The sequence below is a fragment of the Hymenobacter wooponensis genome (genome assembly GCF_004745865.1).
GTDB lineage: Bacteria > Bacteroidota > Bacteroidia > Cytophagales > Hymenobacteraceae > Hymenobacter > Hymenobacter wooponensis.
Window position 1 is genome coordinate 489,744 of the sequence record NZ_SRKZ01000002.1, and the last position, 11,932, is coordinate 501,675.

Consider the following 11,932-nt stretch of genomic DNA (forward strand, 5'->3'; position numbering starts at 1 on the left):
GATGAGCTTGTATTGTTCCTGGACTATACTTTCATTCAGGACGATTTGCACTCTCTTCCTTGATTTTGTTGCCTATGCGTATCCGGTCAGTATGGGGCTCCCTAGCCCGCGGGTGGTACTACTGCCGCAAGTAGCAGCTGCTTGCCTCATTCTGCGCCTTACCAGAACGCCCCGCCAGCTGCGGGGGTGGGGCGGCTGTCACTCTTTCATTTTGAGGTGAAGGGAGAAAAGGCCTGAAATAGTGGCCTAGCCAGCGGGACTGACAGCGAGCTATTAAGTGAGCTTTTCAACAAAGGCACTTTGAGCTTTTCAGCAAAGTTGCCCCCTCTTTTCGGCCAGACCTTTGTCAGGAACTTAAAGCTCACTGACATGAACAACGTATGGTTTATTACCGGCAGCTCGCGGGGCCTGGGCCGCAGCTTAACCGAAGCAGTATTGGCTAACGGCGGCCGCGTAGCCGCCACCGCCCGCCACCCCGAGCAGCTCGCCGATTTAGTGGCCCAGTACGGCAACCTCGTGCTGCCCCTGGCCCTAGACGTAACCAACGCCGCCCAGATCACTGAGGCTGTTGCCGCGGCCGTAGGCCACTTCGGCCGCCTCGATGTGGTAGTGAACAACGCCGGCTTCGGTATCACGGGGGCCGCCGAGGCCTACACGGAGGAGCAGGTCCGCAGCCAGCTCGAAACCAACCTGTACGCCCCCATTGCCATTACGCGCGCCGTGCTGCCCTACCTGCGCAAGCAGCGCAGCGGCCACATCCTGCAAATCAGCTCCATTGGCGGGCGCATTGGCAATGCCGGGGTTTCTATTTACCAGGCTGCCAAATTTGGGTTGAGCGGATTTACGGAAGCCTTGGCCAAGGAAGTTGCCCCGCTGGGCATCAGAGTAATCTCAGTGGAGCCCGGCGGCTTCCGCACCGATTGGGCCAGCGCCTCCATGACCTTCGCCCCCACCATTGCGGACTACACCGCCGTAAACCAACGCGCCGACTACTTTGCCAGCGGAGACTTTGTGCCCATGGGCGACCCCGCCAAGGCCGCACAGGTGCTACTTGATCTGGTAGGCCACCCCAATCCGCCCGTGCATCTGGTGCTAGGCAGTGAGGCCGCCGCCTTCCTGGAAAAAGCCGATGCTGACCGCAAAGCAGAGTTTGAGCACTGGTTGCCCGTAACCCTCTCCACCGACCACGACGAAGCCGGCAACTTCCTGGATACGCCCATGGGCAAGCTGTATCTTAACAACAAGGTGGATCATAACGCCTCGGCCAGCTCAACAGGACATTTGTTGAGCAATAACCGCGCAGACTAGCGCAACCGTTGGGCGGGTGGCCTATTGCTCCTTCTATATCTCACTTCGGTTATCATGACTGCCTCTTCTGCTGCTCCTGGGCGGCCTTCCATTCTTTACTCCTGCTACTACAACCAGAGCCGGTCGGGGGAGCAGTTTGTGGCGGAGCATGCGCTGAGCTTCCAGCTCTCGGGCACGCTTATCACGCATGATGGCAGCACGGAGCAGGTGTTCCGGGCGGGCGACCTGCGGCTGGTTAAGCGCAACCATTTGGTGAAGTTCAACAAGCAGCCGCCGGAGAATGGAGTGTTTAAGTCGCTGTCGGTTACGCTGGACCAGGAAACCCTGCGCCGCTTCAGCCTGGAGCACGGCTACCACGCCGAAAAGCCCCACGACAGCGGCCATGCCGTGCTGGAGCTGCAGATGAACCCGCTCTATAAAAGCTACCTGGCCTCTTTGCAGCCCTACGAGCACCTCACCGAGCCCGGCAACGAAGGCTTACTGGCCCTAAAGCTGCGGGAGGCCATACTGCTGCTGCTTAAGAGCAACCCCGAGCTGAAGGAGGTGCTGTTCGATTTCTCGGACCCTGGCAAGCTAGACCTGGAGGCTTTCATGAGCCGCAACTTTCACTTCAATGTGCAACTGCGGCGGTTTGCTTACCTCACGGCAGGAGCCTGGCCACCTTCAAGCGCGATTTTGAGAAGATCTTTCACCTCTCTCCTAGCCGCTGGCTGCTGCAGCGCCGACTCCAGGAGGCCTACTACCTGATTAAGGAGAAGGGCAAGGCTCCCTCTGAGGCATATCTGGAAGTAGGCTTTGAAGACCTCTCCCACTTCTCCTTCGCCTTCAAGAAAATGTATGGCGTGGCTCCATCCAGAATATAAACAACAGCTGCCGGGTAAGAAGACGCACGCGTCTTCCTGCCCGGCAGCTGTTCTTAGTTCAGTCCTTACTATAGTGGCCTAGCGGGCTGCAGCAGCGCCAGTGTTTTTCTTCTGTTTGCGTTGCCGCTTCTCTTCCTTCATGCGCTGGCGCACGCCATCGTCTACGCCGCGGCCCGTAACCATGGGCTGATGCACCGAGCCGGCAGTAGCCGGGGCGGGCGGGGCCGTTTTTATTTGGTAGCGGTGAGCAATGTTACCCGAAATTCGCTCGGTGAAGTGAGGCAGCACCCGGTGGGAAGTAACGGCCCCGCGGGCTTTCCAGCCTACGGGCAGCTCCTGCCGTGGCCGCACCGAGGAGCGCACCATGGCGTTTACCACTTTTGAGGGTGGGTCCATGGCGGCCATGCGGGGAGTGCCGCCGCTGTAGTTGGCGGCGTGGCCCCAAAAGGGCGTATCTACGGCCCAGGGCTCAATAGTTACTACCTCAATGTTCTTATACCCGCTCAGGCGCAGCTCCTGGTTGAGGGCCTGATCGAGGTTTTTGATGGCGCCTTTAGTGGAGGCGTACACGGCGTGGTAGGCCAGGGGCACGTGGCTTTCCACCGAGCCCAGATTCATGAGCACGCCGCGGCCCTGGGCCTGAAACAGCTTAATGGCCGCCTGACTGCCGTACACGATGCCCTTCAGGTTGACGTCAATCATGCGCGAGTAATCATCCAAGGGCATCTCCCAAAAACGGCCGATACCGCCCACGCCCACATCATTGACCCACACATCTACCCGGCCGTATTTCTGCATGGCGGCCTCGGCAAGGCGCTGCACTTGCTCGGGCTTGCTGATGTCGGTGGGCACTACCAAAGCCGTACCGCCGGCCGACCTGATTTTGTCGGCTACTTCTTCCAGCACATCACCTCGGCGAGCCGCCAGCACTACGTTCGCTTTCATGGTGCCGAGCTGCTCGGCCATGCCGCGACCAAATCCGCTGGAAGCGCCAATGATGACGTAGGTTTTGCCCTGCACTTTCTTCTGCCCACTAGCCCCTAGCTTGGCCGTGGCACAACTGCCGAGGAAGAAGCCCAGCACAAGCAGCCAGACTGGCCTAGCCGCCATTGCGCAACGCAAGGTGCTGCTTGGCTTCGGTTGTAGAATGGCCGGGGTTTCAACAACCGAGTGATGAGGTAGGATACGTGGCATATACGATCAGGCTCACAGGTGAATTACACTCTCCACCCATACGGCCCGCTGACTGGCCTAGATATTGCTCAGCTTATTAGAAAGCGGCTTTTCCAGCCTTCTTACTTCCCAAAGACACCGCGTTAGAACTGCTCCTGGCTTCCTGCTTTTAGACGAGTACACACTGAAAATTGCCGACTACCGTTGCGCCTTTGCAACCTCATTACCTAACGTGTCATCTAATTACTACTTACCCCCGTTACGCCTTGGTTTTATGCGCCTAGCTATTTTATCTCTCTTTACTCTAGGTTTAATCACTAGTTGCCAGCGCGACACCGATACTCCGCCGCCGGCCGCTCAGCTAGAAGACACTCGTTGGATGCTAGTGCAGGTAGAGGAAGTGCCCTTAGCTACCTCCAGCTACTCCGAAACGTCTCGGTCTTACCTGCTGCTGGCCAGCGACAACCACAAGACCGAAGGCCTCGCTCCGTGCAACTCCTTTGGTGGTACTTACAGCCTGGGCGGCGCTCCGGGCACGCTCACCATCAGCGGGCAAACCTCTACCAAGGCTACTTGCCCGGCCCAAACCATTGAAATGCGCTACCTGAGCGCTCTGCCCCTCACTGCCCGCTATGAAATCAGTGGGGAGCAATTGCGCTTCTACGGCCCTGATAATTCCCTGACGCCCAAGCTCGTTTTTGAGCGGGTTCACTAGGCCACTAGTACTGGGACCTAATAGACCTATAACCCACCTACCCCTTTTGTGCTCCGCTAGGCGGCATACGGAAGGGGTAACGCGTTATATTTAAGGTGATATGCCAAGCGCTCCGATAGACCCATCCGTGGAAAAGCTGCTTCAGCATCTGGCTGAACACGGGGAGCTATTGTCTCAGGAGGGCGTGCAGCGCCGCACCCTGTCTTCGCATGACCACTGGCTGAGTGAGGAGGAAGCCGACGGGGCTTCTCTCAGCTTCGGTACTCTTGAGTCCTTACAGGAGTATCGATTTTACTTGCAGGAGGAAGACCGTTTTGTACGTCTGCTGGCGTCCCTGTTTCGTACCAGCGAGGTATTCTTTGTTGAGCCGACCTCGGCCACAATACTACCGTTGGAGAGCTGGGCTAACTTTATTGCCGTGAGCACCAGTGGCCTACGCGAGCAAACGCCATTTCTACTCTACATAAAGAGCCTAGACGCCGTGTTAGTTAGTGCTTACGACTTGAACGTAGGCGTTTACTTCCTCGATAGTCAGCACCTCGCAACGGTTACGGAGTTGGCCTTGGGCTATGGGCTGCACCTGCTCTAGCGCCGCTATTACGCCGGCTCATTATACCTTCGCCCTTCTTAACTCACGCCGGTTGGGGCTGGCTCCTGTAAGCCAGGTGGTGCAACCGTCGGGCTACTAGGCTGGTTTGTTGACAATTCCTTTGGGCAAACTACTCCATTGGCTTAGTTATGAAGCCTGATTTTCTTCCAGCAACTGCCGCCCGTATCGTTTAGGGCGTACGGTTTGAATTAAGCTCAACTATTAACAACCGCTAACGTTCTAGCTCTCGTACTTTACAGACTTACCCGGTGTATTTGGCTCGCTCCTCCGGAGGTAAGCAGTAACTGCTAGCACGCAGCAAGCCCTATTTCAGTACCGCATGAACCACATTGTATACATGAGCCGGGCAGTCAGACCGCTATCTGACCAGGATTTGCAGGAGCTGCTTGACCAGTGCCGCCGCGACAATGCCTTGCACAACGTTACCGGCGTGCTGTTTTACAGCCACGGCAACATTGCGCAACTGATTGAGGGTGAATCAAGTATTATTGATCCGCTTTACGAGAGAATTTCCCGCGACGGCCGCCACTCTAACGTTACCCAGCTGGTGAACAAGCCTATTCCCAGCCGCAGCTTCCCCGATTGGTCTATGGCCTTTCACCCGCTCGAAAGTGAGGGCTTCACGGCCTTGGGGGGCTTCCTGCTACCCAATCAGGTACCCCCCACTCCCGAAAGCCTGACTATTGCCGATGCCCTGCTAGTTGATCTGGTCCGCCAGGCGGTATTCGGTGCCGACACCCCCACTACTCCTTCTCCCAGCCTAGCGTAGGGTTCTGCTCCTTCTCACACCTATTTTCGCAGCGCTCTTTCCCCGCCTCTCTTTTCATGCACGATCATCAGCTTCAGAGTATCCTCCGGCATATGCCTGCGGGCATTGCTACCCTTTTGGGGCCGGAGCTGCGCTACGGCTTCGTGAATGAAGCGATGCAGATGCTGCTGGGCGGCGCCACGCCCACCGGCGAGCCGCTGGCTGAGCATACGGGTGGCCTAGCGGCCGATTTGCTGGAGGTGATGCAGCAGGTGTATGAGACGGGCCGGCCCTACGTAGCCAAAGCTTACCCCTTTTCTGCCCCCGACCCTACCGATGGCGTCGTTGCCAAGCGCTACTTCGACCTAGCCTTAGAGCCCCTCCACGACGAAAACGACGAGCCCCAGGGCCTGCTGCTGTTTGCCGTTGATGTTACGGGGCAGGAAGAGGCCCGCCAGCGTGCTCACGAGCTTTCGTTGGAAACGCGGCGGCTTGATGCCCGCTTGCGGGTACTTTCTGAAACTGCTCCGCAGATTACGTTTAGTGTGGATACCAGCGGGCAATATGAGTACGTAAGCCCCCAGTGGTACTACTTTACGGGGCAGCCACCCACGGCCGACCTTAACGCCATTTGGCCCCTGCTTATTCATCCGGATGACCGCCTGCGGGTACTCTACCAGGCCGATGCGGCTCGCGCGGCGGGCGTAGGCTGGAGCTTTGAGTACCGCATGCGCCGCCACGATGGGCAATACCGCTGGATGCTTAGCCGCGCTTTGCCGGAGCTGCACGCCCCCGACAAACCCGTGTTCTGGCACGGCGCCGTGACGGAAGTACACGACCAGCGGGAGTTGGCGGAGGCCCTGCGCCGCGGGGAAGCGGAGCTGCGGTTCCTGGCCGACAGCATCCCGCAGCTGATTTGGACGGCCACGGCCGAAGGATTCATTGATTACTACAACCAGCACACCGGCGACTACACCGGCCTGTCGGCTCAGGAGCTGGGCCCTACGGGGTGGGTTGCCCTGCTCGACCCCACTGAGCAGGCCGCAGCCGCCCGCCGCTGGGTGCATTGTGTAGCCTCCGGCGACGCGTACGAGGGCCTCTATCGCATGCGCCGCCACGATGGGCAGTATCGCTGGCACATCATTAGAGCGCGGCAACTAGCCGACTCACGTGGCCTACGCTGGTTTGGTGCGTGCACTGATGTAGACGACCAACACCGCCTGCGCGAAGTGCTCCAGACGCAGTATGATGAGCTGGCCCGCACCAACCGCGACTTGGACACCTTCGTGTACACGGCCTCCCACGACCTTAAGCAGCCCCTGTTTAACCTGCGCGGCCTGTTTGAAGAGCTGCGCCGCACGGCCACCTTCCAAGACTCCGAGCAGGAACAGCTCCTTGAAATGGTTGATGAATCTCTGCGTCAGCTTGATGGTACCCTGCAAGAGCTAGCCGCTACCGTACAGGACCAGCGGGAGCTTGCGGCCCCTACCGAGGATTTAGATTTGCGCAGTGTGCTAGAGGAGGTTCTGCTGGGCCTGCGTACGCAGGTGCACGAGGCCCAGGCTACTATTGACTTGGAGCTGAGCGCCGCCCCTACGCTAGTGTACGGCCGCGCTAACCTGCGGAGCGTATTGCACAACCTGCTCAGCAATGCCCTTAAGTTTACGCACCCCGCCCGCCCCGCCCACGTGCAGATTGCCACCTCCCTCTCCGAAACTGGGCAGCCTCAGCTCACCGTTCGGGATAATGGCCTAGGCATGGAGCTTCGGCAAGACCCCTTCACCTCCTTTCAACTATTTGAGCGTCAAAACCCACAAGTAGCGGGCGCGGGCGTTGGCCTCTACTTAGTCCAGCGCATTCTTGATAGTAGGGGTGGGCACCTGGAAGTTACCAGCACCGTAGGCCAGGGTACCACGTTCACGGTTCACTGGTTCGAGTAAGCTGATGGCCTAGCCTATGGTTGAGTAGCAGGCATTGTGGAGGCTGGCCTTTACGCAAGCTATCGGGAAGAAGAGCGGGCCACGTACTTCCGCTTGCTGCTTTTGCCAGGCGGGCTTTTTTGGGCGGGCGTTGGCAGAGCAAACACTACAGGCAGCTCACATACCACGGTTACGGCGCGGCCATCTAAACGGGCGGGCACCCAAGTGGCAGGCAATAGCTTAGCCACACGCAAGGCCTCGGCATCGCAGCCACCGCCTAGCTTCTTTACCACGCGATAGTCAGAGGTTTTGCCCTCGGCATCAATTAAGAAGGCTACTTTGGCCGTGCCAGTGATACGGCGCTGCAGAGCCTGAGCGGGGTACTTTAGATTCTCCCGAATTACGCTTTGCATGGCCTCTAGGCCACCAATGTACACGGGCTTCCTTTCCAGGTGTAGCGTGTCGCGGCAGTCGTCTTCCTCGCTCCACAGCTTGAATATACATTTATCATTGGTGCCGGCTTTACTGAAGAGCACCTGCCGGTAAGTGTAGTCGTAGTTCTGTTCCAGGGTACCCTCAGGCGTGTAGAACTCCCACATGCCTACCTTCTGGTCTAGCTCATAAGAGCCCCGCTCCCTTACAATTTCGCTATTGGGGTAGTAGGTGGTCCAGGTGCTGTCTTTTTGGCCTTTGCTGTAGTAGCCACTGGTGAGAAGCAGGTTGTTCTTACCGCTGTACTTTCTGTAAGCGCCCTGTTTAACTGCTTTGTTCGTGCTCAGTACCGAATACTCCTCCTTGTATGCCGGATTTTGGTGCGTAGTAACCACCTTCTGCACTTGCTGACCAAATCCCCATGCAGGAGCAAAGAGTAGTAAAAAACTCAGTGTGCTCCGAAAAAGTGCAAGTAAAAATTCTTTCATACCAACTCAGACTACAAGCCGCAGCTCCCTAAAACAAATGGAATCAACAACACCAGGCCTATTTAACGCCCAGCAAAGCAAATTACAGTAAATATAACAAAACAAAGCCCACCTCCTTTATCAAGCCAAGCTATCCTGTGCGTGTGCGGCTTGGCTAGGCAGAAGAGTTTCCCTGTGCTCTGTGCACACGTGCTACTAGCAATTCGTGCAGAGCTGCTGTTTCTTGGGGTAAGGCAACAGTGAAATTGTACTAGCCTAGGCCACTCCGTGGGCTTATTGGGTAGTGGCCTAGCAGCTTACCATTGCTTAGTGCGAAGGGGGGCTCCTACTTCAGGCTGCTGGTTCTGGAGCCACTCCACGGCCTGTGCTACATCGTCGAAGGCCGTGGCTATCGGAAATACAACATCTAGCTGCGACTGGTCGAACACCAAGCGGCTCAGCAGGTGCGGCGAGTACACCCAGGCCAGGTACCGTAAGCCCGCCTTAGCCATGGCGGGCAGCCACTCGCGGGCGCCCCAACTAATTCCCTCGGCCCAGGGGCGCGTAATCAGGATGTTGTCGTTGAGCAGCTTAGAAGTTTGCTGGGCCCGCTGATGCTCTAGTAGCAGGGCGCAGCCTTCTTTGGCTACTGCCTCGTTTAGCGCGCCATACCATTGCGCATATAGCCACTGATGCTGATCGTCGTACTGAATACGTAAACAAGATGTTTGGGCAAGCAGGCGCATAGTTCAAGATAAGCACTACCGCCCGAAGGTCTTTCTCTTTTCAGTAATTCCTAAATAAGTTAACAGAGGCGGCCTAAAGTACTATCGTTCATGGCACCTAGCTTCAGTCACAAAAAAGCCCCACCTACATACTAGGTGGGGCTTTTTACGAAAGGATGAGAGGTGCTTATTTCTTTTCCTCTACCGGAAATTTGTCTAGAATGTCTTTGGAAGCCTTGGCAAACTCCTCGCCTATGCGGGCGGGGTTGCCTACGGGGTCGGCCATAGAACCGCGCCATACCAGGTTGTGCGTGCGGGCATCTACTACGTCTAAGATCATGGTGCCTTCTTGGTACGTTTCTGTGCGGTACCCCGTGTTATAATAAGGAGTAGTGTACCAGTAGCCGTAGTTAATGGGCAAAAACCGGCCCCGATACGACATAGCGTATGGGAAGGCATACCCTGGGGCTGGAGGGTTAGATACGGTCCGCTCGGCCTCTTCAATGTAGAGGTGATACGTGAGGTAGAAGTCAGGCTTGGCATTGCCCTGCACCTGCCGGATGCCTCGTTTAGCCATCTCGGTATTGATGGCGTTCTGAATCATCTCGTCGTTGAGGGAGCTTTTGTAGATAGGATTTTGGGAGTCGGCCGATTTCACATCGGTTTTCGCCCAGTCATAGGTGCGGTAACGGCTAAAATCGACGCCGGGCTTTTGCTGAACGGCAACCGGCGACGAGCAACTGCTGAGCAGCCCAATGAGTAGCAGCAGCGCTGCATACAAAGTTGTTTTCATAGAGGAGGTAGTGAGGAGTGCGGATAAAAAAGAGAAGAAGGCTCACCGCTTCACCCCAGGTGGAAGCAGCTAAGCCTTCTTCTAATACTCGCTTGCCGCGGCTAGGTTTCAGGGCCTGAGCAATCAAGTTTTGTGCAGGAGAGCCTTCTAGCTGAACTATTTAAAAGCACTAACTCCACCGTAGAGGAGTTGCGCCTGGGGGTTCAGCGGTAGGCCTATACGTGGGGCCGGCGGGCCAGGTACCCTTCGGCTTCGCGCTGCACCAGCTCCCGGAAAGGCTCCATATCGGCGGGCTTCAGTTTCTCGCCGGATACTTTCTCGTAGGTCTCGCGGATGCTGTCGGCTAGGTGTTTAACCTTTTTAGCGATGTCTTTCTCTTCAATATTTTCTTCGTCGAGGATGCGGTGCAGCTCTTCCTTGGGAATGGGCGACAGGCCGCCGGGGGAGCTCTAATCGGAGCTGCCGGTAGAATTCTGGTTTTGAGCCATGAGTATCGAGGGTGAAGTACAGCTCATTCGTACGCAGAAAGAAAACAGAGTGTTAACCTAAGTAAGTACCCCTAGGCCTGTCTTACTACAGCGGCTTTTGCTTCTTTTGTGGATTACTGCGCTTGTAGGCCTCCTCTGGGCTGCTAGCGTGCTTTTCCACTTGCCTTACTTCTTTGCATGTCTTCCTCTCCCATCACCACCATTGTTTTTGACCTAGGCGGCGTACTCATCGACTGGAACCCCCGCTACCTCTACAAGCAGCTTTTCACCGATGAGCAGGAAATGGAATCCTTCCTGAGCACCGTTACCACCTCCGACTGGAACGAGGAGCAGGATGCCGGCCGAACCATTGCCGAGGGCACGGCCCTGCTGGTAGCCAAGCACCCCGAGCACCGCGAGCTGATTGAGCACTTCTACGGCCGCTGGCCCGAGATGCTGGGCGGCGCCATTCAGGGCACCGTAGATGTCCTCACGGAGCTGCGCAACAGTGGCCGCTACCGCCTCTATGCTCTCACCAACTGGTCGGAAGAGACGTTCCCGATTGCGCTGGAGCAGTTTGAGTTTCTGCACTGGTTCGAGGGCATTGTGGTATCAGGCACCGAGAAGTCGCGCAAGCCTTTTGCCGATTTCTACCAAACCCTGCTCACGCGCTACCAGATTGAGCCTGGCCAGGCCGTGTTCATTGACGACAACGAGCGCAATATTCACGCGGCCCAGGCCGTAGGCCTCCAGACGGTGCACTTCCAGTCGCCGGAGCAGCTGCGGACCGAGCTAGCCGCCCTGCAGGTACTGGCCTAGGACCATCATCCCGAGCATGTGGCGCATCAAGCCAGAGCCGAGGAATCTGGGAGTGGCCTAGAAGCTCCCCCAGATTCCTCGGCTCTGCTCGGAATGACAGTTTTTAACGGCCGAAGCCAACTCAGGTGGCCTAGAGCTGATCGAGGCGGCCGCCATCAACTCTAACTTCGGCACCTTGCACGAAGGCGGCATCGTCGGAGGCGAGGTAGGCAATGAGGGCGGCTACGTCTTCGGGGCGGCCCACATCAGAGCGGTCTATCTTCTCGACGCCCGATTTTATGTTGGGGTTTTCCCAAAGCATGGGCGTATCAATGGCGCCGGGCAGCACGGAGTTTACGCGCAGGCCTTTAGGCTTGCCTTCCAGCGCCGCCGAGCGGGTAAGCGAGTTGACGGCCGCCTTGGCCGCCGCATAGGGCGCTACCAACGGGCTCGTTTCAACGGCATGAATGCTGGATACGTTTACGATGTTGCCGCCTGGCTTCATGTGCAGAAACGCCTGCTTGGTGAAGTAAAATGCACCCAGCAGGTCTACGTTCAGGATGCGCAGCCAATCCTCGCCGGTTAGCTGCTCCAGGGGTTTGAACTGCATGAGGCCGGCGTTGTTCACGATGACATCGAGGCGGCCAAACCTATCCAGCGTTTCCTTCACCGAAGCCTCTACCTGCGCTTCTACGGCCACATTGCAAACGCTGCCCCAGGCATCGGGGGCGCCGGCGGCTTTTACCTGCGGCAAAGCCTTATTTAGGTTTTCCTGGCTTAAATCAACCAGCACAAGGCGGGCGCCTTCACTGGCCAAGCGCTTGGCAGTGGCTAGGCCTATGCCGCTGGCCCCACCCGTAATGAGAACTACTTTATCTTGGAAACGCATGTGTTGAGGGGATGTGGAATAGGAA

13 protein-coding genes are annotated in these 11,932 nt (G+C 57.1%); 8 read left to right on the forward strand and 5 right to left on the reverse strand.

From position 1 onward, the window contains the following. Positions 1 to 369 precede the first annotated feature (369 nt). Genes EU557_RS08260 through EU557_RS25815 form a run of 3 tightly spaced genes read left to right on the forward strand, consistent with a single transcriptional unit; the run spans position 370 to position 2,171 of the window. Positions 370 to 1,308, forward strand: a complete 939-nt coding sequence (locus EU557_RS08260; RefSeq protein WP_135529919.1) for an oxidoreductase — start codon at positions 370 to 372, stop codon at positions 1,306 to 1,308. Positions 1,309 to 1,362: 54 nt separating this feature from the next. Then, complete coding sequence (locus tag EU557_RS08265) at positions 1,363 to 2,055, forward strand: AraC family transcriptional regulator (protein WP_245326203.1); 693 nt, start codon at positions 1,363 to 1,365, stop codon at positions 2,053 to 2,055. Next, positions 1,992 to 2,171 (forward strand): helix-turn-helix domain-containing protein, encoded by a 180-nt coding sequence (locus EU557_RS25815; protein ID WP_245326228.1) that lies wholly within the window; start codon positions 1,992 to 1,994, stop codon positions 2,169 to 2,171. Before EU557_RS08265 ends, EU557_RS25815 begins: the two co-directional genes overlap by 64 nt. Positions 2,172 to 2,249: 78 nt before the next feature. On the opposite strand, the gene EU557_RS08270 is transcribed toward EU557_RS25815, so the two are convergent. After that, the gene (locus EU557_RS08270) at positions 2,250 to 3,365 is read right to left on the reverse strand and encodes an SDR family NAD(P)-dependent oxidoreductase (protein WP_245326204.1); all 1,116 of its coding nucleotides are present in this window, start codon (positions 3,363 to 3,365) and stop codon (positions 2,250 to 2,252) included. 253 nt (positions 3,366 to 3,618) lie between these two features. Here EU557_RS08270 and EU557_RS08275 point away from each other — a divergent pair, with 253 nt between their 5' ends. The 4 genes from EU557_RS08275 (at position 3,619) to EU557_RS08290 (ending at position 7,357) form a co-directional block, all read left to right on the forward strand. Continuing rightward, positions 3,619 to 4,059: an META domain-containing protein gene (locus EU557_RS08275; RefSeq protein ID WP_135529920.1), complete on the forward strand. Its 441-nt coding sequence runs from the start codon at positions 3,619 to 3,621 to the stop codon at positions 4,057 to 4,059. 127 nt (positions 4,060 to 4,186) lie between these two features. Next, complete coding sequence (locus EU557_RS08280; protein ID WP_135529921.1) at positions 4,187 to 4,648, forward strand: hypothetical protein; 462 nt, start codon at positions 4,187 to 4,189, stop codon at positions 4,646 to 4,648. Between the two features lie 340 nt (positions 4,649 to 4,988). Next, entirely contained in the window at positions 4,989 to 5,438 is a 450-nt protein-coding gene (locus EU557_RS08285; RefSeq protein ID WP_135529922.1) for a BLUF domain-containing protein, read from the forward strand. Between the two features lie 92 nt (positions 5,439 to 5,530). After that, complete coding sequence (locus tag EU557_RS08290; RefSeq protein ID WP_167855129.1) at positions 5,531 to 7,357, forward strand: PAS domain-containing sensor histidine kinase; 1,827 nt, start codon at positions 5,531 to 5,533, stop codon at positions 7,355 to 7,357. Positions 7,358 to 7,416: 59 nt separating this feature from the next. Here the strand turns inward: EU557_RS08290 and EU557_RS08295 are convergent, their stop codons facing one another. From EU557_RS08295 to EU557_RS08305, 3 genes are all read right to left on the reverse strand, one after another. Beyond that, positions 7,417 to 8,256 carry an energy transducer TonB gene (locus EU557_RS08295; RefSeq protein ID WP_135529924.1) on the reverse strand — a complete coding sequence of 280 codons (840 nt, stop codon included), beginning with the start codon at positions 8,254 to 8,256 and terminating at the stop codon, positions 7,417 to 7,419. A 296-nt stretch (positions 8,257 to 8,552) separates the two neighbouring features. After that, positions 8,553 to 8,981 carry a hypothetical protein gene (locus tag EU557_RS08300; protein ID WP_135529925.1) on the reverse strand — a complete coding sequence of 143 codons (429 nt, stop codon included), beginning with the start codon at positions 8,979 to 8,981 and terminating at the stop codon, positions 8,553 to 8,555. Between the two features lie 166 nt (positions 8,982 to 9,147). Then, positions 9,148 to 9,753 (reverse strand): DUF4136 domain-containing protein, encoded by a 606-nt coding sequence (locus tag EU557_RS08305; RefSeq protein ID WP_135529926.1) that lies wholly within the window; start codon positions 9,751 to 9,753, stop codon positions 9,148 to 9,150. A 665-nt stretch (positions 9,754 to 10,418) separates the two neighbouring features. On the opposite strand from EU557_RS08305, the gene EU557_RS08310 reads away from it, so the two are divergent. Then, the gene (locus EU557_RS08310; RefSeq protein ID WP_135529927.1) at positions 10,419 to 11,039 is read left to right on the forward strand and encodes an HAD family hydrolase; all 621 of its coding nucleotides are present in this window, start codon (positions 10,419 to 10,421) and stop codon (positions 11,037 to 11,039) included. 130 nt (positions 11,040 to 11,169) lie between these two features. On the opposite strand, the gene EU557_RS08315 is transcribed toward EU557_RS08310, so the two are convergent. Continuing rightward, positions 11,170 to 11,907 (reverse strand): SDR family NAD(P)-dependent oxidoreductase, encoded by a 738-nt coding sequence (locus EU557_RS08315; protein WP_135529928.1) that lies wholly within the window; start codon positions 11,905 to 11,907, stop codon positions 11,170 to 11,172. Positions 11,908 to 11,932 lie beyond the last annotated feature (25 nt).

Coding starts and splice junctions, on each gene's coding strand:
- EU557_RS08260 (WP_135529919.1), top strand. CDS start 370: ATGAACAACGTATGGTTTATTACCGGCAGCTCGCGGGGCCTGGGCCGC.
- EU557_RS08265 (WP_245326203.1), top strand. CDS start 1,363: ATGACTGCCTCTTCTGCTGCTCCTGGGCGGCCTTCCATTCTTTACTCC.
- EU557_RS08270 (WP_245326204.1), bottom strand. CDS start 3,365: ATGCCACGTATCCTACCTCATCACTCGGTTGTTGAAACCCCGGCCATT.
- EU557_RS08275 (WP_135529920.1), top strand. CDS start 3,619: ATGCGCCTAGCTATTTTATCTCTCTTTACTCTAGGTTTAATCACTAGT.
- EU557_RS08285 (WP_135529922.1), top strand. CDS start 4,989: ATGAACCACATTGTATACATGAGCCGGGCAGTCAGACCGCTATCTGAC.
- EU557_RS08290 (WP_167855129.1), top strand. CDS start 5,531: ATGCCTGCGGGCATTGCTACCCTTTTGGGGCCGGAGCTGCGCTACGGC.
- EU557_RS08295 (WP_135529924.1), bottom strand. CDS start 8,256: ATGAAAGAATTTTTACTTGCACTTTTTCGGAGCACACTGAGTTTTTTA.
- EU557_RS08300 (WP_135529925.1), bottom strand. CDS start 8,981: ATGCGCCTGCTTGCCCAAACATCTTGTTTACGTATTCAGTACGACGAT.
- EU557_RS08305 (WP_135529926.1), bottom strand. CDS start 9,753: ATGAAAACAACTTTGTATGCAGCGCTGCTGCTACTCATTGGGCTGCTC.
- EU557_RS08310 (WP_135529927.1), top strand. CDS start 10,419: ATGTCTTCCTCTCCCATCACCACCATTGTTTTTGACCTAGGCGGCGTA.
- EU557_RS08315 (WP_135529928.1), bottom strand. CDS start 11,907: ATGCGTTTCCAAGATAAAGTAGTTCTCATTACGGGTGGGGCCAGCGGC.